This window comes from Enterobacter sp. MG-EB028, from assembly GCF_056673305.1.
Window position 1 is genome coordinate 1557225 of the sequence record NZ_CP195079.1, and the last position, 25419, is coordinate 1582643.

The window sequence follows — 25419 nt, forward strand, 5'->3', positions numbered from 1 at the left end:
GACGGTAAGGGGACGGAGGTTCAGGTGTCACACAGATTTTTATGCCTTTGATTTCTATCCGTTTAAACTGCTTAAGTTGCTATACAACTAGTATGGAAGTTGTGTGACAGGTTCACCTTAAGGGAGAAAATGAGAGGGCAAAAGTGGATTTTGTGCAAAATTTCTCATAACTAACGAAAACACTCTGGCATGATGGCGTTCATGGCAGTTTTTGCCTGACGGATACGCTATGAAAATTTTTTCATTTCGCAAATGGAGCCAGATCACAAAATGGACAAAAGGCTAAAAATCACCGAAATCGCGGCCCGCACGCAGCTCTCCATCAGCACGGTTTCCCGCGTGCTGGCGGGTAAAGCGAATACCAGCGAAAAGGCGCGCGCAAAGGTGCTGGCGTGCGCGCGGGAGCTGGGGGTGATGGACGGCATGGCGGCAGGGCGTTTGCTGCTTAACAGCCTGGTGGTTTTTGCCCCGCAGCGGGCGTTTGACGAGCGGTCCGACATCTTTTATTACCGCGTGATCCAGAGCGTGAGCAAAGGGCTTGCCTCGCACGAGGTCCGGCTGCGCTACTGCGCACTGGAGGAGAACGACAGCGACGCCCAGCTGTTTCTGGCGCGCATGAACGAGCCGGATACCCAGGCGGCCATTCTTCTCGGCATCGACGATCCGCATATTCACGACCTGGCGGTGGACGTGGGGAAACCCTGCGTGCTGATTAACTGCCGGGACCGCCGCATGCGCCTGCCTGCCGTCGCCCCGGATCACCGCACCATTGGCGAGCGGGCGGCGGAGTACCTGTTCGAGATGGGGCACCGCGAGGTGATGAACGTGCTGTGCCTGCGCCGCTACACCATGGAGCTGCGCCTGGCGGGGATCCGCGATGCGTGGCAGTCTCATAACCTGAAATTCAACGATAAACGCGATCTGCTGGTGGTGCCAAGCTTCAGCGCCAGAGAAACGGAGCAGCTGGTGAGCGAGTGGCTTAACCAGCAGAAGGGAAAAGACCTGCCGACGGCGTTTCTGGTCGGCGGCGACTTTATGGCGGCGGGCACCATCAGCGCATTACAAAACCACGGTCTGCGCGTGCCGCAGGACGTGTCGGTGATGAGCATCGACGGATTTAATCTGGCGGCAATCCAGGACGTGCCGCTGACGGCGGTGCATGTGCCCCGCGACGAGCTGGGAACCGAAGCGGTGCATATGCTCCAGCAGCGGCTGATGCGCCCGGACGCGCCGGTGGGAACGTTGTTGCTTAACGGCACGCTGACCGTGCGGGAATCGGTACGGCGGATACGTCAGGGGAAACGACGCACCGCCGTAGAGCGGGAAGGACTGTACGACAGTTAGACCATGCCCAGCGCGCGCTTGCCGTGGATGTTGAGATCGTTCACGGTAAAGCGGTCCTGCCAGCTTTTTTCATAATCCTCGCGCGGGAAGTCTCCCGGCGACGCGCCGGTTTCCAGCGCTTCCTTGACCTTTTTCGCATAGGCGAGGTTTTTCTCGCACATCGGCGCGGCAGGGATGTACATCACGTTGCCCCAGCCCTGCTGATTTTCCACCGGCGCGACGGAGTGGATCACATCGCAGTGCCACCATACGGAATCGCCCGCCTCGAGTGCCGGAATGCTGCTTAATGCCTCGATGAGCAGCGGGTGCCACTTCTCGGAAACCGGCAGCACGCGCCCTGGTGCCACGCCGCACAGCTCGTCTTCCGGCACGTCGTCCAGCAGTGGACGCAGCAGAATGTACGCCATCGCCTCCGGAATTGGCACCACGTGCAGCAGTCCCTGACCGGGGATCATGTCCGACAGCGCCGTCCAGCCCTGGAAGGTGCGGAACACCGAGCATTTGGTGGTGTTATCGACGGTGTACTCTTCCACTTCGGTACGGTGCGCGGCGTTCCACGGATCGTACTTATCGACGTTGCCGTCAAACACGCGGGCAAACACCTGTTGATAAGCCGGAAGCAGCCAGCGCTCCAGCGCGCCGGAGTCGGTATGCGCGCCCAGCCCTTTCGAGGTGGTTCCCGGCGGACGGCGGCGAATACGGTCCGGGTAAATCACGCTCACGTCCGGGTCGAACCACTGCTTGCCGTTGCTCTCGAAAGTCCATAAACGGTTCAGGAACGACTGCACCTGCGCCATCTCTTCGCTCTGGCGCGCCTGCATCTGCGCCTGCGACCAGTAAATCGGGTAAATCTCCGGGCGGGAGGCCGTTAAGGTGCCGAAGAAGTTATCGCCTGGCCCTTTGTACACGTCGTCAAATTTGTTCAGATCGAGATAGTCGAGCATCGACCGATCCCACGCCAGCGCCTGCTCGCGCGGGAAATGACCTTTAATCACCGCGCAGCCGCGGCGCTTAACGGCCTCGCGCTGTGCGTCGGTAATCGTGCCGTTTTTCACGTCCGCAAACGGGATCTCCGGCCAGACGGTTTCGCCTTTGTTCTTAAGGGCGTTGATCTCCGCCACGCGGGTGGCAATTTTATCGCTGAGCTTATTAAACACCGCCTGCACGTCGCCGATCTGCGCGCGCAGCTCACGTTTTAACTGACGGATTGCCGCTTTGTGATCCGCCGGCAAAGTTTCACTGGTAAAGGTCATAACCGCCTCGCATCTTTCATTCGAAAGTAAAAATATCTACAAGTGATACTTTAAGTTAAAAATAAGTTAATGCAAGTTTAAAAACTTGACGCAAGCCACAGGACGGAAAAAGAGTGAGAGGCCGGAGCGAGGCTCCGGCGAGGAGAGGATCAGGCGTCGAACGGGGAATGGTTGTCGAGCACGGCCTGAATGACGTTCAGCGCGCCCTGAAGGTTGTTGTCGTCAGTGCTGTAGCGGCTGATTTCTTTGATGCTCTCTGCCGCGTTGCCCATCGCAAAAGAGTATTTCACCAGCTTCAGCATCTCGGCATCGTTGCCGCTGTCGCCAATGCCGACGCACTCCTGCGGGGAGATTTTCCAGCGTTTCAGCAGGCGGCTGATGCCGTTGGCCTTGTGCAGGCCGGGGATAATCAAATCCACAAAGCCAAAGCCGCTGGTGACCGGCTTCATAATGCCGTCCAGGGAGACGTGCAGTTTATCCACCAGAGTTGGGATATCGCTGTCCGGCAGGTTCAGGGAGAATTTAAACAGCACGTCGTCAATGTCGCGGTAATCGCTGATGCGCTTTAAGCGGTGGTAGTGCTTTGACATCAGCGCCACGAACGCGTCCGGGGCCTGGTCGCTGACGTAGGCGCTCTCCAGACCGCAGGCCACGAAGTTCAGCCCTTTGTCTTTCAGTAGTTCGCCAATGACGATCTGCGACTCATGGCGGGTCAGTTCGCCGTGGAAAACCTGTTCGCCGTGGTCGAACACCAGCGCGCCGTTTTCCGCCACGAAGGAGATCTGGTCTTTCAGTTCGGGGAAGAAGGAGATGAGCTGGTAATACTGATTGCCGCTGGCGACAACGAATTCGATGTCGCGGGATTTAAGCTGCTCAAACTGTGCCTGGAAGCGGTCACGATCGTACTGCTTGGCATCATCAAGGAAAGTTCCGTCCATATCGGTGACGATAACTTTAACGGTCATACTGTGCTCCTGGGTCACTGCGTTTTGAAACATTCTAATAACAAGGTGACGGGGAGCACAAATTTAATTTCGAATGAAAGTCAGAAAGCCGGGTGGCGGCTTCGCCTTACCCGGCCTACGGGGAGACTCTGTAGGCCCGGTAAGCGCAGCGCCACCGGGCGTTTTCTTACAGCGTATGCTCAGTACGCGCAATAATATCGTCCTGCGCATCCGGCGACAGGGCGGTGAAGAATGCCGAGTAGCCCGCGACGCGCACCACCAGATCACGATACTGGTCCGGGTGTTTCTTCGCTTCCAGCAGCGTTTCGCGCGAGACGATGTTGTACTGAATATGCCAGCCCTTATGCACCTCGAAGAAGGTGCGCAGCAGCACCATTAGCTTCTGGCGATCGCTGTCGTTTTCCAGCGTCGACGGGTTCAGTTTCTGGTTCAGCAGTACGCCGCCAAGAATCGCTTCCGTCGGCAGTTTACCGACCGAGCCGATCACCGCCGTCGGGCCGAGGTGGTCCGTACCGGAAGCCGGGCTTGCCCCTTCCGCCAACGGGGTGTGCGCCTTACGTCCGTCCGGGGTCGCCATCGTTGCCGCGCCAAACGGCACGTTGGCGGAGATGGACGACGTTCCCGCGTAGTAGTTACCGCCAATCGGGCCGCGGCCGTGGCGCGGGTTGTGGTACTGCTTCAGCTCTTCGATGTAGGTCTGATAGGCGCGCGTCAGCAGCATGTCCACGCTGTCGTCGTCGTTGCCGTACTTCGGCGCACCGTTAATCAGACGCTGGCGCAGCTGCTCGTGAGTCAGCCCGTCGAAGTCATCCGCCAGGGCGGCCGCCAGCTGCTGCTGACCGATAGTGCCCTGTTCGAACACCAGCTTCTTGACCGCCGCCAGGCTGTTGCCGAGGTTGGCGATCCCCACCTGCAAGCCGGAGACCCAGTCATACTTCGCGCCGCCCTGCTTGATGCTTTTCGCGCGCTCGATGCAGTCGTCCACCAGCGCCGAGCAGAGAATATCGTGGACGTTCTCCTCCAGCATGGTGTCCACGACGTACTCAATCTCGATGGATTTGCGGGTGTAGTAGCGGATCTGTGTATCCCAGGCTGCCATCACTTCGTCGAAGTTGTCGAAGTTACCGGCGGAGAGCGCTTTCTCCTGCGGCAGGAATACCTTGCCGCTGGTGGCATCGCGGCCGCCTTCCAGCGCGGCGAGCATCACGCGGGCAAAGTTGATAAAGCTCATGCCGGTGCAGCGGTAGCCCCACTTGCCGCCCACCGCGGTTTCGATGCAGCCGATGGCCGCGTAGTCGTAGGCGTCGTCGCGTTCAACGCCGAGCTTGATGAATTCCGGGATTACGATTTCATCGTTGTTGAACGCCGGCATCCCGAAGCCGCAGCGGATCACCTGCACGCAGGCGTCGAGGAAGTCGTTGCTCATCCCCGCGTGGTAGCGCACGCTCAGGTTAGGCTGGGTGGAGCGCAGGCGACCGCAGGATTCCAGAATCGCGTAGGAGAGCGGGTTCACCGCGTCCATCGGCTCACCGTTGACCAGCTTCTGGCCGCCAATGGTGACGTTCTGGTACAGCGGGCTACCGGCGGAAGCTTTCGAGTGCGAGCCGGAGCGGATTTTGTTCACTTCCAGCAGCTTCAGCCAGCAGCTGTGCAGCAGCTCGATGGCGTGCTCGCGGTCCAGGCTCTGGTCCAGCTCCACGTCGCGGCGGTAGTACGGGTAGAGATACTGATCCATTCGGGCAAATGACACCGAGTGACCGTTAGATTCAATCTGCAGGATCAGCTGAATGAAGTAGCACAGCTGCAGCGCCTGCCAGAAGGTTTTTGGCGGCTCGTGAGCAATCACGTCGCAGTTTTCCGCCATCGCCAGCAGCTCGTCGCGGCGGCTTTCGCTGGTTTCCGCAGACGCCATCTCACGCGCCAGATCGGCGAAGCGTTTGATGTGCAGGCTGACGGCTTCCAGCACGATATCAATCGCCTTCAGGAACTGGTCGCCGTGCAGGTCTTCCAGCACCGTCAGGTTGATGCGCGAGCGGCGCTCGGCCACTTTGGCGCGCAGGCCGTCGAGACCTTTTTCCAGCACCAGCGGGAAGTTCACCGCCAGGTGCGCGTCGCCGGAGGTCATGTTGCCCTCGGCTTTGATAATGCCGGTTTCCAGCAGGCCTTTCTGCTCGTCGGTAAACATGCCGTAGCAGCGATCCTGCACCGTCTGGCCGCGCCACCACGGGCAGATTTCATGCAGTACGCGCTTGTTCTCTTCGCTCACTGCAAAGCCCGCGCCCGGGCGGTCCGCCAGATCGTCAATCTCTTTCTCAATCCAGGAGACGGTGTATTCCGGGAAAATCGGCGCGGCGCGCACTTCGCTTGCCTGGTTACCAATAATCAGCTCGTCGTGTTTGATCCAGATGGTGCGTTCAGCCAGGTGATGCGCCAGCGCCAGAGCGCGACGCACCGGGATCGGCTTGTCCATGTGCTGCTGGTACATCTCGGTGTAATGCTGTGCGCGCTCGGTGCAGACCGGCGGCTTAACGATATGCACCAGCGCCATTTTATGCGCTTTAATGCGCTCGCTGAGGGTGTTGAGATTCAGGGTGGTCATAGGTTTATCCTCGTAAGGTCGCGGTTAACCCTTTCTGGCAGGCGTACTGCTGCGCGAAGTCCAGCAGGGCAGGGTTATCCAGCGGTTTGTCAGGGGCAGAGTAGGGTTGGCCGAGCAGGCTGTATTTGTTCATGCCCAGCGTGTGATACGGCAGAAAATGAATATCCTCGACGCCAAGTTCATCGGCGGCGAAATTGGTAATGGCGGTAATGGACGCTTCATCCGCGTTGAAGCCCTGGATCAGCGGCACGCGAATGGTGATCTTTTTCCCGGCAGCCGCGAGGCGCTTCAGGTTATCCAGGATCCGTTTGGCCGAGCCGTCGGTCCACTGTTTAAACACTTCGCTATCCACATGCTTCAGGTCGGCGAGGAACAGATCGACGTACGGTAATGACGGCTCGATATAATGCCACGGCACGTGAAGGCAGGTTTCGACGGCGGTGTGGATCCCCTGTTCGTGGCTGGCTTTAAACAGGGCGTGCGCCAGCTCCGGGTTCATAAATGGTTCGCCGCCGGAGAGGGTGATGCCGCCGCCGCTGCGGTCGTAGAAGGGTTTATCGCGCAGTACGGTCGCCATGATCTCCTCGACCTGCTGTTCTTCACCGCAGACGGTCAGCGCCTGCGTCGGGCAGCAGTCGGTCAGGGCATTAAGCGTCTCTTCACTCAGCTTTTCGCGATGGATGACCAGCCCGTTCAGCGCGCGTTCGATGCAGCCCGGTGCCGCCTGCTGGCACAGGTCGCAGCCTTCCAGGCACAGACGCGAATCAAATAGCACGTCCCGGCTGCGGGAGCGGCTTTCCGGGTTCTGGCACCAGCGACAGCCCAGCGAGCAGCCTTTCAGGAACACCACGGTTCGAATACCGGGGCCGTCGTGGGTAGAGTAACGCTGAATATTGAAGATCATGATTTCGCCTCTCATCTTGCATATGAAGATTAAATTACTTTCGAATGAAATTTATCTTGATGCAGGTCAACTCTTGAGCAGGTTTTGTCGTGATAGGGTAAGTGCAGGCTAATTTTGAGGGTGACATCATGGAACTTTATCTCGACACATCTGACGTTGCGGCAGTCAAAAAGCTGGCGCGTATCTTCCCGCTGGCGGGCGTGACCACCAACCCAAGCATTGTGGCGGCAGGTAAAACGCCGCTCGACGAGCTGCTGCCCGCGCTGCACGACGCGCTGGGTGGTAAAGGGCGCCTGTTCGCCCAGGTGATGGCGACCACCGCCGAAGGGATGGTGGAGGACGCGCGTAAGCTGCGGGCCATCATTAACGATCTGGTGGTGAAAGTGCCGGTGACCGCAGAAGGGCTGGCTGCCATTAAAATGCTGAAAGCGGAAGGGATCCCGACGCTGGGCACCGCGGTGTACGGTGCCGCGCAGGGAATGTTGTCCGCGCTGGCGGGGGCGGAGTATGTGGCCCCTTACGTCAACCGCGTGGACGCGCAGGGCGGGGATGGGATCCAGACGGTGATTGAGCTGCAACAGCTGCTGACGCTGCACGCCCCGCAGTCAAAGGTGCTGGCCGCGAGCTTCAAAACGCCGCGTCAGGCGCTGGACTGCCTGCTGGCAGGGTGCGAGTCCATCACGCTGCCGCTGGACGTGGCGCAGCAGTTTATTACGTCTCCGGCTGTGGATGCGGCGATTGTGAAGTTTGAGCAGGACTGGCAGGGGGCGTTTGGACGGACGTCCATCTGACGGGTGCGGCCAGATGCCCTCACCCCAACCCTCTCCCACAGGGAGAGGGAGCAAACACTAAAACGGCAACCTGAAGGTTGCCGTTTGCTTTAACCTCCACAAACCTCACACCCCGGGTTACGCATCAGCTTCATCTCGCGGAACTGGCAGGTCATCGCGTCATACATCACGATTTTCCCCGCGGCAGGCGTGCCGTAGCGCGCCAGCACTTTGATCGCTTCCATCGCCTGCAATGAACCAATCACGCCAACGAGCGGCGCCATCACGCCCGCCTCGACGCATGTTAGCGCGTTCTCACCGAACAGGCGGCTCAGGCAGCGATAGCAGGGGTCACCTTCGGCGTACGTGAAGACGCTGATTTGCCCCTCCATACGGATGGCCGCGCCGGAAACCAGCGGGGTTTTGTGAGCAAAACAGCCCGCGTTGAGCTGATTACGGACGGTGACGTTATCAGTGCAGTCCAGGACCAGATTGTGCCGGGCAATCTGCGCGGAGAGCGCGTCGTCATCCAGCATTGCGTCAATCAGGGTGAACTGGATGTTCGGGTTAATGCGCGCCAGCGCCGCTCTGGCGGATTCCACTTTCGGCTGGCCCACCGTCGCGTCGCTGTGCAGCGTCTGGCGCTGCAGGTTGGACACCGACACGGTATCGAAATCCAGCAGCGTCATCCTGCCAACGCCCGCTGCGGCAAGGTACTGCGCGGCGGCGCAGCCCAGCCCGCCGAGACCGACGACCAGCACATTGGCTGCCTTGAGCGCTTCCTGGCCCTCAAAGTCAAACCCGCGCAGCACGATCTGGCGGTTGTAGCGCATCATCTCCTGGTCGCTCAGCTCCACCGTCATGTCAGCCTCCGAACAGGTGGTTAAAGCGCTCGACCTCGACCCATTCGCCGGCTTCCACGTTGCCGCGTTCGCGCTCCAGCACGATGAAGCAGTTGCCCAGACTGAAGGAGCTAAAAATGTGCGAGCCCTGATGTCCGGTTGTGCTCACTTCAAGCTCACCGTCCGCGTTGCGCGCCAGAATACCGCGCTGGAAATCGAGACGGCCCGGCGATTTTTTCAGACGCGTGGCGGCACGCACGCGCAGGCGTTCCGGCAGCGGGCTGGCTTTGTTGCCGGAAAGCTTCGCCAGCAGCGGGATCGCCAGCTGGTAGAAGGTCAGCGCGGCAGAGACCGGGTTACCCGGCAGGCCGCAGAACCAGCTGTGCGGAAGCCTGCCAAAGGCGAACGGTTTGCCCGGCTTGATCGCCAGTTTCCAGAAGGCGATTTCGCCCAGCTCTTCGAGAAGGGTTTTAGTGTAATCCGCTTCGCCAACCGATACGCCGCCGGAGCTGATGACCACATCGGCGGCGTTATCCGCCTCGATAAACGCGGCGCGCAGTTTTTCCGGATCGTCAGGAATAATGCCGAGGTTAATCACCTCGCAGCCCAGCTGCTCCAGCATCAGGTGTACCGCCAGGCGGTTGGTATCGTAAATCTGACCGTCCTGCAGCGGCTGGCCCGGAAGCTGCAGCTCGTCGCCGGTGGAGAACACCGCCACGCGCACCTTGCGGATAACGTCGACGTCGGCGATGCCCAGCGAGGCCAGCACAGGCAGTTCACCCACCGTCAGCTTCTGCCCGGCGGCAAAGACCGTTGCGCCAAGCGTGATATCTTCGCCCGTGCGACGGATGTTTTGGCCCGCTTTAACGCTCGCAGTAAAACGCACGCCGTCGTCGGTCTGTTCGGTCTCTTCCTGCATCACCACGGCGTCGCAGCCTGCCGGAACCGGCGCGCCGGTCATGATGCGTACGCAGGTGCCCGCAGGCCACTCACCGCTAAACGGCTGACCCGCAAAGGCTTTACCCGCCACCGGCAGGGCGTTACCCGTCCGGAGATCCGCCATGCGCACCGCGTAACCGTCCATCGCGGAGTTATCGAACCCCGGTACGTTAAGCGGAGAGACGATATCGCGCGCGGCAATGCGGCCAAAACAGTGCACAAGCGGCAGCGTTTCGACATCGTGCAGGGGAGTAATGCGGTCAAGCATCTGCGAGAGTGCCGTCTCAAGCGGCATCAGTCCGGCGGTAAAATCCATGGTGGGCTCCTGCGGAGTAACAACGAAAGCGCTCATTATGGCAGAAAAGTGCGGCTAACTGTATGACCCGATGGGTGTACGCTTTACATCACTGTTGCGTCTTTCTATATTCAAAAATCATCTGAAGTTTCATCGACGATAATGATATTTATAGAAAAAGCCGCAAATCAGGCTAACGGGTGATGCGAATGGTTAATGCGGTAATCGCAATTCATGGTGGCGCCGGGGCAATCACCCGTGCGCAGCTCAGCCCCGAGCAGGAAAAGCGCTACATTGACGCTCTGTACGCCATTGTGGAAACGGGCCAGAGAATGCTGGAAGCGGGCGAGAGCGCGCTGGATGTGGTCACCGAGGCGGTGCGCCTGCTGGAAGAGTGTCCGCTCTTTAACGCCGGAATCGGTTCGGTCTTTACCCGGGATGAAACCCACGAGCTGGACGCCTGCGTGATGGACGGCGTCACCCTGAAGGCGGGTGCCGTGGCGGGCGTGAGCCATCTGCGAAATCCGGTGCTGGCGGCGCGACTGGTGATGGAGGAGAGCTCGCACGTTCTGCTGGCGGGCGCCGGAGCGGAGAAATTTGCCTTTGAGCACGGCATGGAACCGGTATCGCCGGATCTGTTTTCCACGGAAGAACGCTATCAACAGCTGCTGGAAGCCCGAACGGCGGGCATGACGCAGCTTGACCATAGTGCGCCGCTTGATGAAACCACCAAAATGGGCACGGTCGGTGCGGTGGCGCTGGATAAGGCCGGAAACCTCGCGGCGGCGACGTCAACGGGCGGGACGACCAACAAGCTGCCCGGACGCGTCGGCGACAGCCCGCTGCCGGGCGCGGGCTGCTATGCCAATAACGCCACGGCGGCGGTGTCGTGTACCGGCACCGGGGAAGTGTTTATCCGCGCCCTGGCGGCCTACGACATCACCGCGCTGATGGATTACGGCGGCTTAAGCCTGAGCGAAGCCTGCGAGCGCGTGGTGATGGAGAAACTGCCTGCCCTGGGCGGCGTCGGCGGGCTCATTGCCGTGGATCGTGAGGGCAATGTGGCTCTGCCGTTTAACAGCGAAGGGATGTATCGCGCCTGGGGTTACGCCGGTGATGAGCCGAGCACGGGCATCTATCGTGAATAAGGGGGCAGCGCGTGCCGCACAGTGAAGAGCTGGACAACCGCGAGGTGCTGGCTGTCCACCAGCTGAATATTGCGTTTCAGGAAGAGCGGCAGTTCATCCCCGCAGTACAGAATTTATCGTTCTCGCTCAGGCGCGGCGAGACGCTGGCGATTGTTGGCGAGTCCGGTTCCGGTAAATCGGTCACCGCGCTGGCGCTGATGCGCCTGCTGGAACAGACGGGCGGGCAGATCGGCAGCGAGAAAATGCTCCTGCGCCGCCGTAACCGTCAGGTCATTGATTTAAACGAGCTGAGTGGCGCGCAGATGCAGGGCGTGCGCGGGGCAGATATCGCGATGATCTTCCAGGAGCCAATGACCTCGCTCAACCCGGTTTTCCCGGTCGGGGAGCAAATTGCCGAGTCCATCCGGCTGCATCAGGGTCTGAGCGGCGATGAGGCGCTGAAAGAGGCCCGACGGATGCTGGAGCTGGTGCGCATTCCGGAGGCGCAGGCCATTCTGGGGCGCTACCCACATCAGCTCTCCGGCGGCATGCGCCAGCGGGTAATGATTGCCATGGCGCTCTCCTGCCGTCCGGCGGTGCTGATTGCCGATGAACCGACGACGGCGCTGGACGTGACGATTCAGGCGCAGATCCTGCAGCTCATCAAAGTGCTGCAGCAGGAGATGGAGATGGGGGTGATCTTTATCACCCACGATATGGGCGTGGTCGCCGATATTGCCGATCGGGTGCTGGTCATGCACAAGGGCAGCGCGGTGGAAACTGGCCCGGTCGAGCAGATCTTTCACGCGCCGGTTCATCCTTATACCAAAGCGCTGCTGGCGGCGGTACCGCGCCTGGGGGCGATGAACGGCAGCGATTTGCCGCGCCGCTTCCCCCTGATTTCTCTCGAGGCGTCTGAGCCGCAGGAGGATGAGCGCGAGCAGGACACCGTGGTGCCGGGTAAGCCCATTCTGGAAGTGCGCGATCTGGTCACCCGTTTTCCGCTGCGCAGCGGAATTTTCAACCGCGTAAAGCGCGAAGTGCACGCGGTGGAAAACGTCAGTTTCGATCTCTGGCCGGGCGAAACGCTGGCGCTGGTGGGGGAGTCCGGCTGCGGGAAATCCACCACCGGGCGGGCGCTGCTCAGGCTCGTGGAGACGCAGGAGGGGACGATAACCTTTAACGGTGAACGTATCGACACCCTGCCAGATAACAAATTACAGGCGGTGCGGCGGGATATTCAGTTTATCTTCCAGGATCCGTATGCCTCTCTCGACCCGCGCCACACGGTGGGGTATTCGATTATGGAGCCGCTGCGGGTACATAACCTGCTCGACGGCGAGGCGGCACAGCGTCGCGTGGCATGGCTGCTGGAGCGCGTCGGCCTGAAGCCGGAACACGCCTGGCGTTATCCGCACGAGTTTTCCGGCGGACAGCGTCAGCGTATCTGCATCGCCCGCGCGCTGGCGCTGAACCCGAAGGTGGTGATTGCCGATGAGTCCGTCTCGGCGCTGGATGTTTCCATCCGGGCGCAAATTATCAACCTGTTGCTGGATTTACAGCGGGATATGGGAATTGCCTTCCTGTTTATCTCGCACGATATGGCGGTGGTGGAACGCATCAGCCACCGAGTGGCGGTGATGTTTATGGGGCAAATAGTCGAGATTGGGCCGCGAAGGGCGGTGTTTGAAAACCCGCAGCATCCGTATACCCGCAAGCTTATCGCGGCGGTCCCGGTTGCCGATCCGGCGCACCGTCACGGCCAGCGCGTGCTGCTGCAGGATGAAATGCCGAGCAACATACGTAAACGCGGCGAGGCCGTGGAGCGCGTGACGCTGCGCGAGGTCGGTCCTGGCCACTTCGTGGCTCCCCCGCGTCAGGACAATGCGTTTTCGCGGTTATAACTTACAACAGGCAGGAGAACACAATGGTTACTTTTGTAGCGCGTAGATGGTTGTTAGCCGCGAGCGTGACGGCAGCCCTGGCCGCTGCCCCCGCGTTCGCCGCCAAAGATGTGGTGGTCGCCGTCGGCTCCAACTTCACCACGCTCGATCCGTACGACGCCAACGACACGCTCTCTCAGGCGGTGGCAAAATCGTTCTATCAGGGCCTGTTTGGCCTGGATAAAGAGATGAAGCTCAAAAACGTGCTGGCGGAGGGATACACCGTGTCCGAAGACGGGCTGGTTTATACCATCAAGCTCAGAACCGGCGTGAAGTTCCAGGACGGGACAGATTTCAATGCGGAGGCGGTGAAGGTTAACCTCGATCGCGCCAGCAATCCGGAAAATAGCCTCAAGCGCTATAACCTGTATAAAAATATCGCCAGCACCGAGGTGGTCGACCCGGCGACGGTAAAAATCACCCTGAAAGAGCCGTTCTCCGCGTTTATCAATATTCTGGCGCATCCGGCAACGGCGATGATTTCCCCTGCCGCGCTGAAAAAATACGGCAAGGAGATCGGCTTCCATCCTGTTGGCACTGGTCCTTACGAATTGCTCACCTGGAACCAGACCGATTTTGTGAAGGTGAAGAAATTCGCGGGATACTGGCAGAAAGGGCTGCCGAAGCTGGACACCATCACCTGGCGTCCGGTGGTGGACAACAACACCCGCGCGGCGATGCTGCAAACCGGCGAGGCGCAGTTTGCCTTCCCGATCCCGTACGAGCAGGCCGCCATTCTGCAGAAAAACAGCAAGCTGGAACTGGTCGCCAGCCCGTCGATCATGCAGCGCTACATCAGCATGAACGTCACGCAAAAGCCATTCGATAATCCGAAGGTGCGTGAGGCCATCAACTATGCCATTAACCGGCAGGCGCTGGTGAAGGTCGCTTTTGCCGGCTATGCTACCCCGGCGACCGGCGTGCTGCCGCCGGCTATCGCCTATGCGCAAAGCTATCAGCCGTGGCCGTACGATCCGGCCAAAGCGCGCGAGCTGCTGAAAGAGGCGGGCTTCCCGAACGGTTTCAGCACCACGCTGTGGTCGTCGCATAATCACAGTACTGCCCAGAAGGTGCTGCAGTTTACCCAGCAGCAGCTGGCGCAGGTGGGGATTAAGGCGCAGGTCACCGCGATGGATGCCGGGCAGCGTGCGGCAGAAGTGGAGGGGAAAGGGCAGAAAGAGAGCGGCGTGCGGATGTTCTACACCGGCTGGTCAGCCTCGACCGGTGAAGCCGACTGGGCGCTGTCGCCGCTGTTTGCCTCGCAGAACTGGCCGCCAACCTTGTTCAACACCGCGTTTTACAGCAATCCGCAGGTGGACAAAGACCTGGCCGATGCCCTGAAAACCACCAAACCGGAAGAGAAAGCGCGCCTCTACAAAGACGCGCAGGATATTATCTGGAAAGAGTCGCCGTGGGTGCCGCTGGTGGTGGAGAAACTGGTGTCAGCCCATAACAAAGCGTTGACCGGGTTCTACATCATGCCGGACACGGGTTTTAGCTTTGACGATGCGGATTTAAAATAAACCTCATGCTGAACTATGTTTGTAAACGCCTGCTGGGGCTTATCCCGACGCTGCTGATTGTGGCGGTGCTGGTGTTTCTGTTTGTCCACATGCTGCCGGGCGATCCGGCGCGTCTGGTTGCCGGGCCTGAAGCGGATGCCACCGTCATTGACCTGGTGCGTAAGCAGCTTGGCCTCGACCAGCCGCTGTATATGCAGTTCATCCATTATATCTGCAACGTTCTGCAGGGCGATTTTGGTATCTCGATGGTGTCGCGCCGTCCGGTGTCGGAGGAGATTGCCAGCCGCTTTATGCCGACGTTCTGGTTAACGATAGCCAGCATGAGCTGGGCGGTGGTGTTTGGGCTTGGCGCCGGGATTGTCGCGGCCGTCTGGCGCAACCGCTGGCCGGACAAGCTCGGCATGGCGCTGGCGGTGACCGGCATCTCCTTCCCGGCGTTCGCGCTGGGGATGCTGCTGATGCAGATCTTCTCCGTCGAGCTGGGCTGGCTGCCGACCGTCGGGGCCGATACCTGGAAGCATTATATTCTGCCCTCCATGACGCTGGGCGCGGCCGTGTCGGCGGTGATGGCCCGCTTTACCCGCGCCTCGTTCGTGGACGTGCTTAGCGAAGATTATATTCGCACCGCGCGGGCGAAAGGGGTCAGCGAGAAGTGGGTCATTCTCAAGCACGGGTTCCGCAATGCGATGATCCCGGTGGTGACGATGATGGGGCTGCAGTTTGGCTTCCTGCTGGGCGGCTCTATCGTCGTGGAAAAGGTCTTCAACTGGCCGGGGCTGGGACGTCTGCTGGTCGATTCCGTCGAGATGCGCGACTACCCGGTGATTCAGGCGGAAGTGCTGCTTTTCTCGCTGGAGTTTATTCTTATCAACTTAGTGGTGGACGTGCTCTACGCCGCCATTAACCCGGCCATCAGGTACAAGTAAGATGCGATTGTTGAACTGGCGGCGTCAGGCCGTTTTGAGCGCGATGCCGGGGCTGAAACCGGAGCATGTCCGCACGCCGTGGTCCGAATTCTGGCGGCGTTTTCGCCGTCAGCCGGTCGCGATGGCGGCGGGGCTGTTTGTGCTGCTGCTGATCGCGGTGGCGATCGTTGCGCCCTGGGTGGCGCCGTTTGATGCGGAGAACTATTTTGACTACGACCGTTTGAACGACGGACCGTCGATGCTGCACTGGTTCGGCGTGGACTCCCTCGGTCGCGATATCTTCAGCCGCGTGCTTGTGGGGGCGCAGATTTCTCTCGCCGCCGGAGTGTTCGCGGTGCTGATCGGCGCGGCCATCGGGACCGTGCTGGGGCTTGTCGCCGGGTATTACGAAGGCTGGTGGGACCGCATCATCATGCGCATCTGCGACGTGCTGTTTGCCTTCCCCGGCATTCTGCTGGCGATTGCCGTGGTGGCGATCATGGGCAGTGGTATGGCGAACGTGATTATCGCCGTCGCGGTGTTCTCAATCCCTGCATTTGCGCGCCTGGTGCGCGGCAACACGCTGGTGCTGAAACAGCAAACCTTTATCGAATCCGCCCGCAGCATGGGGGCAAGCGATGCTACCATCCTCTTTAGCCATATTCTGCCGGGCACGGTATCGTCCATCGTGGTCTATTTCACCATGCGTATCGGGGTGTCGATTATCTCGGCGGCCAGCCTGTCGTTTTTAGGGTTGGGGGCTCAGCCGCCGACGCCGGAGTGGGGCGCGATGCTGAACGAGGCGAGGGCGGATATGGTGATTGCGCCGCACGTGGCGATCTTCCCGAGTCTGGCGATTTTTCTGACCGTGCTGGCGTTTAATTTGCTGGGGGACGGGCTGCGCGACGCGCTGGATCCGAGGATTAAGGGGTAGGTTTATTGCCCCTCACCCTAACCCTCTCCCCGGAGGGAAGAGGGGACTGCTCGGTGCGGTTTTCTCCCTCGCCCCTTTGGGGAGAGGGCCGGGGTGAGGGGAATGTAATTAAACCCGGCTACCCCACAGGTCATACTCGTCGGCGTTTTCAACCTTCACGCGAATAATATCGCCCGGCTTAACGTTGGTTTCGCCATTCAGGTACACCGCGCCGTCGATTTCAGGGGCGTCCGCCATGCTGCGGCCAATCGCGCCTTCTTCGTCCACTTCGTCGATGATGACCATAATTTCGCGGCCCACTTTTTCCTGCAGACGCTCGGCAGAGATCTGCTGTTGCAGCTGCATGAAGCGGTTCCAGCGCTCTTCTTTCACCTCTTCCGGCACCTGGTCCGCCAGCTCGTTGGCGGTTGCGCCTTCTACCGGGCTGTATTTGAAGCAGCCGACGCGGTCAAGACGCGCTTCTTTCAGGAAGTCGAGCAGCATCTGGAAGTCTTCTTCGGTTTCACCCGGGAAGCCGACGATGAAGGTGGAGCGCAGGGTCAATTCCGGGCAGATCTCGCGCCACTGCTTGATGCGCGCCAGCTGGCGGTCAACCGAGCCAGGGCGCTTCATCAGCTTCAGGATACGCGGACTGGCGTGCTGCAGCGGGATATCCAGGTATGGCAGGATTTTGCCTTCCGCCATCAGCGGGATCACGTCGTCAACGTGCGGGTACGGGTAGACGTAGTGCAGACGCGTCCAGATACCCAGTTTAGACAGCTGCTCGCACAGGCCCACCATGCTGGTTTTCACCGGCTCGCCGTTGTGGAACCCGGAGCGGTGCTTAACGTCCACGCCGTACGCGGAGGTGTCCTGGGAAATCACCAGCAACTCCTTCACGCCCGCGTCGGCCAGGCGTTTAGCTTCCGCCAGCACTTCGCCAATCGGACGGCTCACCAGATCGCCACGCATGGACGGGATAATGCAGAAGGTGCAGCGATGGTTGCAGCCTTCAGAAATTTTTAAGTAAGCGTAGTGGCGCGGCGTCAGCTTCACGCCCTGTTCCGGCACCAGGCTCAGGAACGGGTTGTGCTTGGGTTTTGGCACGTAGTGATGAACATGTTGCAGCACCTGCTCGTAGCTGTGCGGGCCGGTGATCTCCAGCACCTTCGGGTGCACTTCGCGGATCTGGTCTTCTTTCGCACCCAGACAGCCGGTCACGATCACTTTGCCGTTTTCGGTCAGGGCTTCACCGATGGCTTCCAGTGACTCCTGCACCGCGCTGTCGATAAAGCCACAGGTGTTCACTATCACCATATCGGCGTTGTCGTAGCTTGGCACCACGTCATAGCCTTCGGTGCGCAGTTCGGTCAGGATGCGTTCGGAATCCACCAGGTTTTTCGGGCAGCCCAGGGAGACGAAGCCGATTTTCGGCTGGTGCGTAACATTGCTCATAGGTTAAAAATTCATCAATTATGGAGTTATCAGGGCGGGATTTTACAGCGTATCGCGTGGGATTTATACACTCTTTGCAAGCGGGATGGGCCGGGTAGAGGTTGTAACATTGTAAATAATGTTAATTGGTTAAGAATAATTGATCTCAGGCATTAAACTGTACAAAAAATGAACTTATTCTGAATGTGCAATATGGCTGACAGAGGAGGAAATAGCATGTCCGTTGACAGACTGAAACGCGATCTGCTTAACAAGCTGATCAACGCCCGAATCGACCTGGCCGCCTATCTGCAGCTCAGGAAGGCAAAGGGCTATATGTCAGTCAGCGAAAGCGAACATCTGCGTGATAACCTGTTTGAACTGTGTAATTTCATGCGTGAAAAAGCACCAACCCTGAAGGCGGAATACGATGAATGCGAGCTAATGGCGCTGCGCCGTGCCGCTGAGGTGCTCTCCATTGCAGGGGTATGTTTGATGAACGGACGCCACGACTGCCCGAATTTTATCGCTGTTAACGCGGAGAAGCTTGAAAACTGCCTGACAACGCTCTCTCTTTGCATCATGTGCCTGAATAAGCACGAGACGCTTTCACAGCACTGAGCCCGGGGGGAGACAACTCCCCCCATCTGATTAAGCTTTTGTAAAAGTGGTAACGCGCCCGGAGGTAATGGCTAATCTTTATGCCATATGCCGAAAAAGGAGCGCGTTATGCCTCGATCCTCGTTGATTTTCCTGCCTGCGTTATTCATTCCGTTTTCGCTTATTGCCGCGCCAGAGGCGGTGAAGGTTGAGGTGCTGCAAAACCGACTCGATCACCCGTGGTCGATGGCGTTCCTGCCGGGCAATAACGGTTTACTGGTCACCCTTAAGGGCGGGCAGCTCAAGCGCTGGCAGGCCGGGAAAGGGCTTTCCGATCCCATTGTCGGCGTGCCGAAGGTGTGGGCGAACGGCCAGGGAGGACTGCTGGACGTGGTGCTGGCGCCGGATTTTGAAAAGTCGCGTCGCGTCTGGCTGAGCTATGCCGAAGCCGGGCAGGACGGCAAGGCCGGAACGGCGGTGGGCTATGGCCGCCTGAGCGACGATTTTTCCCGCATCGAGGGATTTCAGGTGGTGTTCCGCCAGATGCCGAAACTCTCTACCGGAAACCATTTTGGCGGGCGACTGGTGTTCGACGGAAAAGGGTATCTCTTTATCGGACTCGGCGAGAACAACCAGCGCCCGACGGCGCAGGATCTGGACAAGCTGCAGGGTAAAGTGGTGCGCCTCACCGAAGACGGCAAAGTGCCGCCGGATAACCCGTTTGTGAATACCTCCGGCGCGCGGCCTGAAATCTGGTCTTATGGTATTCGCAACCCGCAGGGAATGGCGATGAACCCGTGGAGCGACACGCTGTGGCTGAACGAGCACGGCCCGCGCGGCGGGGATGAAATCAACATCCCGGAGAAGGGCAAAAATTACGGCTGGCCGTTGGCGACGCACGGCATCAACTACAGCGGGCTGAAAATCCCGGAGGCCAAAGGCGAGCACGTTGAGGGCGCGGAGAAGCCACTGTTTGTCTGGAAAGTGTCACCCGCCGTCAGCGGCATGGCGTTCTACAACAGCGACGTGTTCCCGCAGTGGAAAAACAAGCTGTTTATCGGCGCACTGAAGGAGAAGGACGTTATCGTGCTGAGCGTGGACGGCAACAGGGTCACGGAGGACGGTCGGATCCTGGGCGACCGGGAACAGCGCATTCGCGACGTGCGGGTCGGGCCGGACGGGTATCTGTATGTACTGACGGATGAAACGGACGGGCAGCTGTTGAAAGTCAGCCCGTCCGGAGCGTAATCAGGTGACCGGGATCATCACCACGTTACGGTATGCCGGGCGATCGCTCAGCTGTTTAAGCCAGCGCTCAAGGTGCGGGCGCGGGGTCCACTTCAGACCGAGGTTGGTCAGGTTCCAGACGAACGGCGCAACGGCAATATCACCCACGCCGAACGCCTCACCGGAGAACCAGGCGTGGTTCGCCAGTTCGTCATCCATCATGGCAAACAGGTTTTCGCAGGCATCCTGCGCGGCATGAATAGCAGGGTAGTCGCGCTCGGCTTCAGGGGTCCTCACCAGCCCCATCAGGATCACGCGGTGAACGGGGGAGAGCGTCTGGTTTGCCCAGTCCATCCATTTCTCACCCTGGGCGCGCTGCGCCGGGTTTTCAACCCACAGGCGGCCAAGACCGTACTGGGCGGCGAGGTAACGCACAATGGTGTTGGACTCCCAAAGCGTCGCGTCTGTTTCGTCATCGCGCAGCAGCGGCACCAGGCCGTTCGGGTTCATGGCCAGAAAGTCGGCCTCTTTGTTCACGCCAAACGCCATTCCAGCCATGATTTGATTAAACGGTAAATCCAGCTCTTCCAGCGTCCAGAGCACTTTCTTAACGTTGGTCGAATTGTTCCTGCCCCACAGCGTAATCATATTTTCTCCTGATGAGATGTGAATCCGGGTCGGCTTTTCGCCATGGTGAGATAAACCTAACAATTACGCAACAGAAGACAAAAAAATCGCCTGAATCAAAGCGTAAATGAATGTTATTGCATAAACTTTAATAACTTTACCCTCGTTGGGTTTCTTTAACCGTTTTAGTGCGCTATTACTCATCGCTTCTTGCGACACGGTGATGTGACGTAATTTTTGAATGGACACTCGGGTGGCATTTATGACGCGAAAAATGACTTCTCTGCGCAGCCTGGCGGCAGGCTCTGCGCTCCTTTTCCTGTTTGCACCAACGCTCTACGCGGCTGAACAGGCTGCGCCCGAAGCGCCGCCAGTGGACGCGCGCGCCTGGATACTGATGGATTATTCCAGCGGTAAAGTGCTGGCGGAAGGCAATGCCGATGAGAAACTCGATCCGGCGAGCCTGACCAAAATCATGACCAGCTATGTCGTCGGGCAGGCGTTAAAAGCGGGCAAGATCAAGCTGGACGATATGGTTACCATCGGGAAGGATGCCTGGGCGACCGGAAACCCGGCGCTGCGCGGCTCGTCGGTGATGTTCCTGAAGCCTGGCGATCAGGTCTCCGTCTCCGATCTGAATAAAGGGGTAATCATTCAGTCGGGAAATGATGCGTGCATCGCGCTGGCCGATTACGTTGCCGGCAGCCAGGATTCTTTCATTGGTTTAATGAATGGCTATGCGCAGAAGCTCGGCTTAACCAACACCACCTTCAAAACGGTTCACGGTCTGGATGCGCCGGGACAATTCAGTACCGCGCGCGACATGGCGCTGCTGGGGAAAGCGCTGATCCATGACGTGCCGGATGAATACGCCATCCACAAAGAGAAAGAATTTACCTTCAACAAAATTCGCCAGCCGAACCGCAACCGTCTGCTGTGGAGCAGCAACGTCAACGTGGACGGAATGAAGACCGGCACTACGGCCGGTGCGGGCTATAACCTGGTGGCCTCCGCGACGCAGGGCGATATGCGTCTGATCTCGGTGGTGCTGGGCACCAAAACCGACCGCATCCGCTTTAATGAATCAGAAAAACTGCTGACCTGGGGCTTCCGCTTCTATGAAACCGTGACGCCGATTAAACCGGATGCCACGTTCGTCAGCCAGCGCGTCTGGTTTGGTGACAAGAGCGAGGTGAATCTGGGGGCAGGTGAGGCCGGTTCCGTGACCATTCCGCGCGGCCAGCTGAAAAACCTGAAGGCCAGCTATACCCTGACTGACCCGCAGCTCACCGCGCCGCTGAAAAAAGGCCAGGTGGTCGGGACGATTGATTTCCAGCTAAACGGCAAGTCGATTGAACAGCGTCCGCTGATTGTGATGGAAGCGGTAGAAGAGGGCGGTTTCTTTAGCCGGATGTGGGATTTCGTGTTGATGAAATTCCACGGGTGGTTTGGCAGCTGGTTTAGTTAAATCTTGTGGGTTTTCTCCCTCTCCCTTTGGGAGAGGGCCGGGGTGAGGGCGTCAGGCCGCACCCCTCTTAATACATCAACTTCACCTGCTGCGCCTTTGCATGGGCCACGATCTCGTCGTCCGGGCGGCAATCGCTGACGATGGCGTCAAACTGCGCCAGCTCGCCCATTCTTGCCGAACGCACCTTGCCAAACTTACTGTGATCGACCACCAGCACATGGTACTGCGCGGCGTTTAACGCCCAGTGCTTCACCGGCAGCTCTTCCAGATTAAAGCAGGTTGCACCCTGGCGCACGTTCACGCCTGCGGCAGAATAAAACGCGATGTCCGGGCATAAATTGCTGAGCGTGTCCTGCAGGTTAAGCGGCTTGAAGATGGCGTTGCTGGCGTGAAACTCGCCGCCGCAGAGGATTACCCTGCACTCGGGTTTCTCCTGAAGCGCCAGAAAGGTGTTGAGGGAGTAGCACACGGCGGTAAAAGGAATGCTGCTGTCGATGGCTTCGATAATCCACGGCGTGGTCGTTCCGCAGTCAAAAAACAGCGTCTGGTGCGGCTGTACCAGCGTGGCCGCAAGGCGCGCGGCTTTGCGTTTCTCGTCCACCAGCCGCGTCTTCTGGTCGCTGATCAGATAATGGCTGGCGCTACGCGGCTCAAGCACAATATACCCGCCCAGCAGCACCACGGGAGCGCTGTCGCTGTTCAGATCCCGACGAATGGTCATCTCTGAGACGCCGAGGAGGTTGGCGGCTTCCTTAAGATGCAGCTTATCGCTGCGCTTCAGCGCCTGTAGCAGCTGAGCAATGCGGTCATCGCGACGTGTTTCCATAGTTCCTCGGGATAAAAAAAGTGAACCCCCGCAGGGCGGGGGTTCAAGTGTAACCTGTCAGGTTGGGGTTAGTCACGTATCCAGCCTTTGCGGATCGGGATAGCGAAAATGGCACGATAGAGTGAAGACAGCGTGCGGTAGAGCGCTTCACCGAAGAGGCTCCACAGGATAGCCGCGCTCACGCAGCCAATCAGCCCGACCAGGAAACCGCCCACCATATCGAGCGGCCAGTGAACGCCCAGGTAAACGCGAGACCAGGCGATTGCCAGGGCCGCCACCATCAGGACTGCACCAGACCACAGGCGATGCCAGAACAGGAAAGCCAGCGCGAAGGTGAAGATAACCGTACCGTGATCGCTCGGGAATGAGTCATCCGGCGCGTGGTGCAGGAAGGTATAGCCGATGCGATCGACAAACGGACGATCGTGTGGGAACGCGTGGCCGAGAATATAGCTAACCAGTACGCTTACTCCGAGTGCCATCGCCACTTTAATCACCAGCTGGCGCTGCGCCTTGACCTGGCTGCGGGGCCCCCACAGCCAGAGAATGGCTGCCAGCGCAGGCACAATACTGATAAGGTCTTTCGCCAGAAAGGTGGCAAAATCGATCATCCACTCTGGCGAGGCCGGGGTGGCGTTGATCAGATAAAACAGCTGATAATTCAGATTCTCTAGCATAGCGTTATCACTCTTTTGCAAACCGGGTGGAAACCAGCCCGTAGACTGCCACCTGGGAAAACCAGACCCACCACCCGGCCCACAGGTTGTGAGAGAAAAAATGTGCCCCGCGCATGACCTGACCGAAGCCCATCGCCAGACCGAGCAGCACGCCGAGGGCAACAAAACTCCAGGCGAGACGCGGACGCTCGCGCCAGAAGGCAAAAAACAGCCCCATCACCATAAAGCCGCTGGAGGAATGACCTCCTGGGAAACAGCGCCCCGGACCGCTGTCTGCCGGAACGGAACTGAACAGAGGGTAAGACACGGCCTTACCGCCATATTCCACCAGATCCCACGGACAGCTATGGTGGCTCATGCTTTTCAGCACGCCGACCACCAGCGCGCCAAGCCCCATCAGCAGCGCAGCGGTGACCAGCCTTGCATTACGTTTATAAGCGCCGTAAAACAGCGCCATGGCGCCTAAGGCGATCGCAATGTACTTCGCCAGACGATGGTTCAGCAGATCCAGCAGGTGGTCTTTCTGCAGCGGGAAAGTCTGTGTCGCCGAGTCATACCAAAAGCCGGTGATCCATCTGTCGAACGCTTCATTGCGCGATAGCCACGTAAACACCACGGTAAGGGCTATTAGCACTAAAAGCTGATAACCATAAAAGCGGGGCGGTAAGCGGTAAAGTCGTTTTGTCTTATTTGTCTGTAAGTTAGACAATTCTGAACGGCTGGAGGTGAGTGCCATAATATGAGGTCGTTGACGAATAATCGGGCTATCATAAATCTGTCAACTTAAGGAAACCTTAAACGAAGACGATATGTGCTTTATTTCTGTTTATCCTCGATAAATTACTATCTCGGGCTGCGGCATTTCATTACACTCGTCGCGATTTTGTCATCATAAAGAGATTGCATGTTAAACCGTTCTACTTCTGGTTCACGTCTGGGTCGTCAGGCGTTGCTTTTCCCCCTGTGTCTGGTGCTCTACGAATTCTCTACCTATATCGGCAACGATATGATCCAGCCCGGTATGCTGGCCGTTGTGGAGCAGTACAACGCGGGAATTGAGTGGGTGCCGACCTCCATGACCGCCTACCTGGCCGGCGGCATGTTTTTACAGTGGCTGTTAGGCCCGCTGTCGGATCGTATTGGCCGCCGCCCGGTCATGCTGACGGGTGTGGTGTGGTTTATCGTCACCTGTCTTGCTACGCTGCTGGCACAAAACATTGAGCAATTTACCCTGCTGCGCTTCCTGCAGGGGGTCAGCCTGTGCTTTATCGGCGCCGTGGGGTATGCCGCCATTCAGGAGTCGTTTGAAGAGGCGGTGTGTATCAAAATTACCGCGCTGATGGCGAACGTGGCGCTGATCGCCCCCTTACTCGGGCCGCTGGTGGGGGCCGCATGGGTGCACGTTGCACCGTGGGAAGGGATGTTTGTGCTCTTTGCCGTTTTCGCCGCTATTGCGTTCTTCGGCCTGCACCGTGCGATGCCGGAAACGGCTACCCGTCTGGGCGAAAAACTCTCGTTGAAAGAGCTGGGCCGGGATTACAAAGCTGTGCTGAAAAATGGCCGCTTTGTGGCGGGGGCGCTGGCGACCGGATTCGTTAGCCTGCCGCTGCTGGCGTGGATCGCGCAGTCACCGGTGATAATCATCAGCGGTGAAAAACTCAGCAGTTACGAGTACGGCCTGCTGCAGGTGCCGATCTTTGGCGCGCTGATTATCGGTAACCTGGTGCTGGCCCGTCTGACGTCTCGCCGCACCGTGCGTTCCCTGATTATTATGGGCGGCTGGCCGATTGCGGCAGGTCTGATTCTTGCTGCGGTGGCGACCGTCGCGTCATCCCACGCCTACTTGTGGATGACGGCGGGGCTGAGTATTTATGCTTTCGGGATTGGCGTGGCGAACGCCGGCCTGGTGCGCCTGACGCTGTTTGCGAGCGAGATGAGTAAAGGCACGGTGTCCGCGGCGATGGGGATGCTGCAGATGCTGATTTTTACCGTCGGTATCGAAGTGAGCAAGCATGCCTACGCTCTGGGCGGCAACGGTCTGTTCAGCCTGTTTAACCTTGCCAACGGCGTGCTGTGGGTTGGCCTGATGGTGGTGTTCCTGAAGGACAAACGCGTCGGAAACGCCCTGCAACCCTAATTATTATTCCCTCTACCCGTGGGCTGAGGGATCCCCAGTAATTTATAAGCAGAAGCAATAAGGTTGTTTCAGAACGAGTTAAAGCTTTCAGCGACGCCCTG

22 protein-coding genes are annotated in these 25419 nt (G+C 58.8%); 11 read left to right on the top strand and 11 right to left on the bottom strand.

Annotated features, from left to right (window positions below):
* Nucleotides 1-270: 270 nt before the first annotated feature.
* Complete coding sequence (locus ACR42C_RS07360) at nucleotides 271-1344, top strand: LacI family DNA-binding transcriptional regulator (RefSeq protein ID WP_479984936.1); 1074 nt, start codon at nucleotides 271-273, stop codon at nucleotides 1342-1344.
* Here the strand turns inward: ACR42C_RS07360 and ACR42C_RS07365 are convergent.
* From ACR42C_RS07365 to ACR42C_RS07380, 4 genes are all read right to left on the bottom strand, one after another.
* Nucleotides 1341-2597 carry a DUF1479 domain-containing protein gene (locus ACR42C_RS07365; protein WP_479984937.1) on the bottom strand — a complete coding sequence of 419 codons (1257 nt, stop codon included), beginning with the start codon at nucleotides 2595-2597 and terminating at the stop codon, nucleotides 1341-1343. The two genes, ACR42C_RS07360 and ACR42C_RS07365, sit on opposite strands and share 4 nt — an antisense overlap.
* Before the next feature lie 149 nt (nucleotides 2598-2746).
* A complete protein-coding gene (locus ACR42C_RS07370) occupies nucleotides 2747-3562 on the bottom strand; it encodes a Cof-type HAD-IIB family hydrolase (RefSeq protein ID WP_479984938.1) in 816 nt (271 codons plus the stop codon).
* A gap of 166 nt (nucleotides 3563-3728) precedes the next feature.
* A complete protein-coding gene (locus ACR42C_RS07375) occupies nucleotides 3729-6161 on the bottom strand; it encodes a formate C-acetyltransferase/glycerol dehydratase family glycyl radical enzyme (RefSeq protein ID WP_479984939.1) in 2433 nt (810 codons plus the stop codon).
* Between the two features lie 4 nt (nucleotides 6162-6165).
* Entirely contained in the window at nucleotides 6166-7065 is a 900-nt protein-coding gene (locus tag ACR42C_RS07380; RefSeq protein WP_479984940.1) for a glycyl-radical enzyme activating protein, read from the bottom strand.
* 128 nt (nucleotides 7066-7193) lie between these two features.
* Here ACR42C_RS07380 and fsa point away from each other — a divergent pair, with 128 nt between their 5' ends.
* Nucleotides 7194-7856 (top strand): fructose-6-phosphate aldolase, encoded by a 663-nt coding sequence (gene fsa / locus ACR42C_RS07385; protein ID WP_008501195.1) that lies wholly within the window; start codon nucleotides 7194-7196, stop codon nucleotides 7854-7856.
* 89 nt (nucleotides 7857-7945) lie between these two features.
* On the opposite strand, the gene moeB is transcribed toward fsa, so the two are convergent.
* Entirely contained in the window at nucleotides 7946-8698 is a 753-nt protein-coding gene (gene moeB, locus ACR42C_RS07390; protein WP_479984941.1) for a molybdopterin-synthase adenylyltransferase MoeB, read from the bottom strand.
* 1 nt (nucleotide 8699) lies between these two features.
* Nucleotides 8700-9932, bottom strand: coding sequence for a molybdopterin molybdotransferase MoeA (gene moeA, locus ACR42C_RS07395; protein WP_479984942.1), 1233 nt, complete (start codon nucleotides 9930-9932; stop codon nucleotides 8700-8702).
* A 188-nt stretch (nucleotides 9933-10120) separates the two neighbouring features.
* Between moeA and iaaA the strand changes: the two genes are divergently transcribed.
* From iaaA to gsiD, 5 genes are read left to right on the top strand one after another with little or no spacing between them, the layout of a single operon-like run.
* Nucleotides 10121-11059 carry a beta-aspartyl-peptidase gene (gene iaaA, locus ACR42C_RS07400; protein WP_479984943.1) on the top strand — a complete coding sequence of 313 codons (939 nt, stop codon included), beginning with the start codon at nucleotides 10121-10123 and terminating at the stop codon, nucleotides 11057-11059.
* A gap of 11 nt (nucleotides 11060-11070) precedes the next feature.
* Entirely contained in the window at nucleotides 11071-12942 is a 1872-nt protein-coding gene (gene gsiA, locus ACR42C_RS07405) for a glutathione ABC transporter ATP-binding protein GsiA (protein WP_479984944.1), read from the top strand.
* Nucleotides 12943-12965: 23 nt separating this feature from the next.
* Nucleotides 12966-14504, top strand: coding sequence for a glutathione ABC transporter substrate-binding protein GsiB (gene gsiB / locus ACR42C_RS07410; RefSeq protein WP_116343412.1), 1539 nt, complete (start codon nucleotides 12966-12968; stop codon nucleotides 14502-14504).
* A 5-nt stretch (nucleotides 14505-14509) separates the two neighbouring features.
* Entirely contained in the window at nucleotides 14510-15430 is a 921-nt protein-coding gene (gene gsiC / locus ACR42C_RS07415; protein ID WP_116343413.1) for a glutathione ABC transporter permease GsiC, read from the top strand.
* Nucleotide 15431: 1 nt separating this feature from the next.
* Nucleotides 15432-16343, top strand: a complete 912-nt coding sequence (gene gsiD, locus ACR42C_RS07420) for a glutathione ABC transporter permease GsiD (RefSeq protein WP_163330804.1) — start codon at nucleotides 15432-15434, stop codon at nucleotides 16341-16343.
* 108 nt (nucleotides 16344-16451) lie between these two features.
* Here gsiD and rimO read toward each other — a convergent pair whose 3' ends face one another.
* Nucleotides 16452-17777 (bottom strand): 30S ribosomal protein S12 methylthiotransferase RimO, encoded by a 1326-nt coding sequence (gene rimO / locus ACR42C_RS07425; RefSeq protein ID WP_032639113.1) that lies wholly within the window; start codon nucleotides 17775-17777, stop codon nucleotides 16452-16454.
* 216 nt (nucleotides 17778-17993) lie between these two features.
* On the opposite strand from rimO, the gene bssR reads away from it, so the two are divergent.
* Together bssR and ACR42C_RS07435 are read left to right on the top strand one after the other, a co-directional pair.
* Nucleotides 17994-18377 (top strand): biofilm formation regulator BssR, encoded by a 384-nt coding sequence (gene bssR, locus ACR42C_RS07430; protein WP_116343416.1) that lies wholly within the window; start codon nucleotides 17994-17996, stop codon nucleotides 18375-18377.
* Between the two features lie 108 nt (nucleotides 18378-18485).
* On the top strand, nucleotides 18486-19604 hold the full coding sequence (locus tag ACR42C_RS07435) for a PQQ-dependent sugar dehydrogenase (protein WP_163330805.1): 1119 nt from the start codon (nucleotides 18486-18488) through the stop codon (nucleotides 19602-19604).
* On the opposite strand, the gene ACR42C_RS07440 is transcribed toward ACR42C_RS07435, so the two are convergent.
* Nucleotides 19605-20231, bottom strand: coding sequence for a glutathione S-transferase family protein (locus ACR42C_RS07440; RefSeq protein ID WP_316380003.1), 627 nt, complete (start codon nucleotides 20229-20231; stop codon nucleotides 19605-19607).
* A gap of 241 nt (nucleotides 20232-20472) precedes the next feature.
* On the opposite strand from ACR42C_RS07440, the gene dacC reads away from it, so the two are divergent.
* The gene (gene dacC / locus ACR42C_RS07445) at nucleotides 20473-21678 is read left to right on the top strand and encodes a serine-type D-Ala-D-Ala carboxypeptidase (protein WP_116343419.1); all 1206 of its coding nucleotides are present in this window, start codon (nucleotides 20473-20475) and stop codon (nucleotides 21676-21678) included.
* A gap of 67 nt (nucleotides 21679-21745) precedes the next feature.
* Here dacC and deoR read toward each other — a convergent pair whose 3' ends face one another.
* From deoR to ACR42C_RS07460, 3 genes are all read right to left on the bottom strand, one after another.
* Nucleotides 21746-22504 (bottom strand): DNA-binding transcriptional repressor DeoR, encoded by a 759-nt coding sequence (deoR, locus tag ACR42C_RS07450; RefSeq protein WP_116343420.1) that lies wholly within the window; start codon nucleotides 22502-22504, stop codon nucleotides 21746-21748.
* A 68-nt stretch (nucleotides 22505-22572) separates the two neighbouring features.
* A complete protein-coding gene (gene ybjG / locus ACR42C_RS07455; RefSeq protein WP_166710568.1) occupies nucleotides 22573-23181 on the bottom strand; it encodes an undecaprenyl-diphosphate phosphatase in 609 nt (202 codons plus the stop codon).
* Nucleotides 23182-23188: 7 nt separating this feature from the next.
* Nucleotides 23189-23917, bottom strand: a complete 729-nt coding sequence (locus ACR42C_RS07460) for a phosphatase PAP2 family protein (protein ID WP_479984945.1) — start codon at nucleotides 23915-23917, stop codon at nucleotides 23189-23191.
* Between the two features lie 168 nt (nucleotides 23918-24085).
* Here ACR42C_RS07460 and ACR42C_RS07465 point away from each other — a divergent pair, with 168 nt between their 5' ends.
* Nucleotides 24086-25318 carry an MdfA family multidrug efflux MFS transporter gene (locus ACR42C_RS07465; RefSeq protein ID WP_479984946.1) on the top strand — a complete coding sequence of 411 codons (1233 nt, stop codon included), beginning with the start codon at nucleotides 24086-24088 and terminating at the stop codon, nucleotides 25316-25318.
* The last annotated feature ends 101 nt before the right edge of the window (nucleotides 25319-25419 follow it).

Excerpts from the sequence above, each read along its gene's own strand:
- ACR42C_RS07360 (WP_479984936.1), top strand. The coding sequence starts at position 271 with ATGGACAAAAGGCTAAAAATCACCGAAATCGCGGCCCGCACGCAGCTC.
- ACR42C_RS07365 (WP_479984937.1), bottom strand. The coding sequence starts at position 2,597 with ATGACCTTTACCAGTGAAACTTTGCCGGCGGATCACAAAGCGGCAATC.
- ACR42C_RS07370 (WP_479984938.1), bottom strand. The coding sequence starts at position 3,562 with ATGACCGTTAAAGTTATCGTCACCGATATGGACGGAACTTTCCTTGAT.
- ACR42C_RS07375 (WP_479984939.1), bottom strand. The coding sequence starts at position 6,161 with ATGACCACCCTGAATCTCAACACCCTCAGCGAGCGCATTAAAGCGCAT.
- ACR42C_RS07380 (WP_479984940.1), bottom strand. The coding sequence starts at position 7,065 with ATGATCTTCAATATTCAGCGTTACTCTACCCACGACGGCCCCGGTATT.
- fsa (WP_008501195.1), top strand. The coding sequence starts at position 7,194 with ATGGAACTTTATCTCGACACATCTGACGTTGCGGCAGTCAAAAAGCTG.
- moeB (WP_479984941.1), bottom strand. The coding sequence starts at position 8,698 with ATGACGGTGGAGCTGAGCGACCAGGAGATGATGCGCTACAACCGCCAG.
- moeA (WP_479984942.1), bottom strand. The coding sequence starts at position 9,932 with ATGGATTTTACCGCCGGACTGATGCCGCTTGAGACGGCACTCTCGCAG.
- iaaA (WP_479984943.1), top strand. The coding sequence starts at position 10,121 with ATGGTTAATGCGGTAATCGCAATTCATGGTGGCGCCGGGGCAATCACC.
- gsiB (WP_116343412.1), top strand. The coding sequence starts at position 12,966 with ATGGTTACTTTTGTAGCGCGTAGATGGTTGTTAGCCGCGAGCGTGACG.
- gsiC (WP_116343413.1), top strand. The coding sequence starts at position 14,510 with ATGCTGAACTATGTTTGTAAACGCCTGCTGGGGCTTATCCCGACGCTG.
- gsiD (WP_163330804.1), top strand. The coding sequence starts at position 15,432 with ATGCGATTGTTGAACTGGCGGCGTCAGGCCGTTTTGAGCGCGATGCCG.
- rimO (WP_032639113.1), bottom strand. The coding sequence starts at position 17,777 with ATGAGCAATGTTACGCACCAGCCGAAAATCGGCTTCGTCTCCCTGGGC.
- bssR (WP_116343416.1), top strand. The coding sequence starts at position 17,994 with ATGTCCGTTGACAGACTGAAACGCGATCTGCTTAACAAGCTGATCAAC.
- ACR42C_RS07435 (WP_163330805.1), top strand. The coding sequence starts at position 18,486 with ATGCCTCGATCCTCGTTGATTTTCCTGCCTGCGTTATTCATTCCGTTT.
- ACR42C_RS07440 (WP_316380003.1), bottom strand. The coding sequence starts at position 20,231 with ATGATTACGCTGTGGGGCAGGAACAATTCGACCAACGTTAAGAAAGTG.
- dacC (WP_116343419.1), top strand. The coding sequence starts at position 20,473 with ATGACGCGAAAAATGACTTCTCTGCGCAGCCTGGCGGCAGGCTCTGCG.
- deoR (WP_116343420.1), bottom strand. The coding sequence starts at position 22,504 with ATGGAAACACGTCGCGATGACCGCATTGCTCAGCTGCTACAGGCGCTG.
- ybjG (WP_166710568.1), bottom strand. The coding sequence starts at position 23,181 with ATGCTAGAGAATCTGAATTATCAGCTGTTTTATCTGATCAACGCCACC.
- ACR42C_RS07460 (WP_479984945.1), bottom strand. The coding sequence starts at position 23,917 with ATGGCACTCACCTCCAGCCGTTCAGAATTGTCTAACTTACAGACAAAT.
- ACR42C_RS07465 (WP_479984946.1), top strand. The coding sequence starts at position 24,086 with ATGTTAAACCGTTCTACTTCTGGTTCACGTCTGGGTCGTCAGGCGTTG.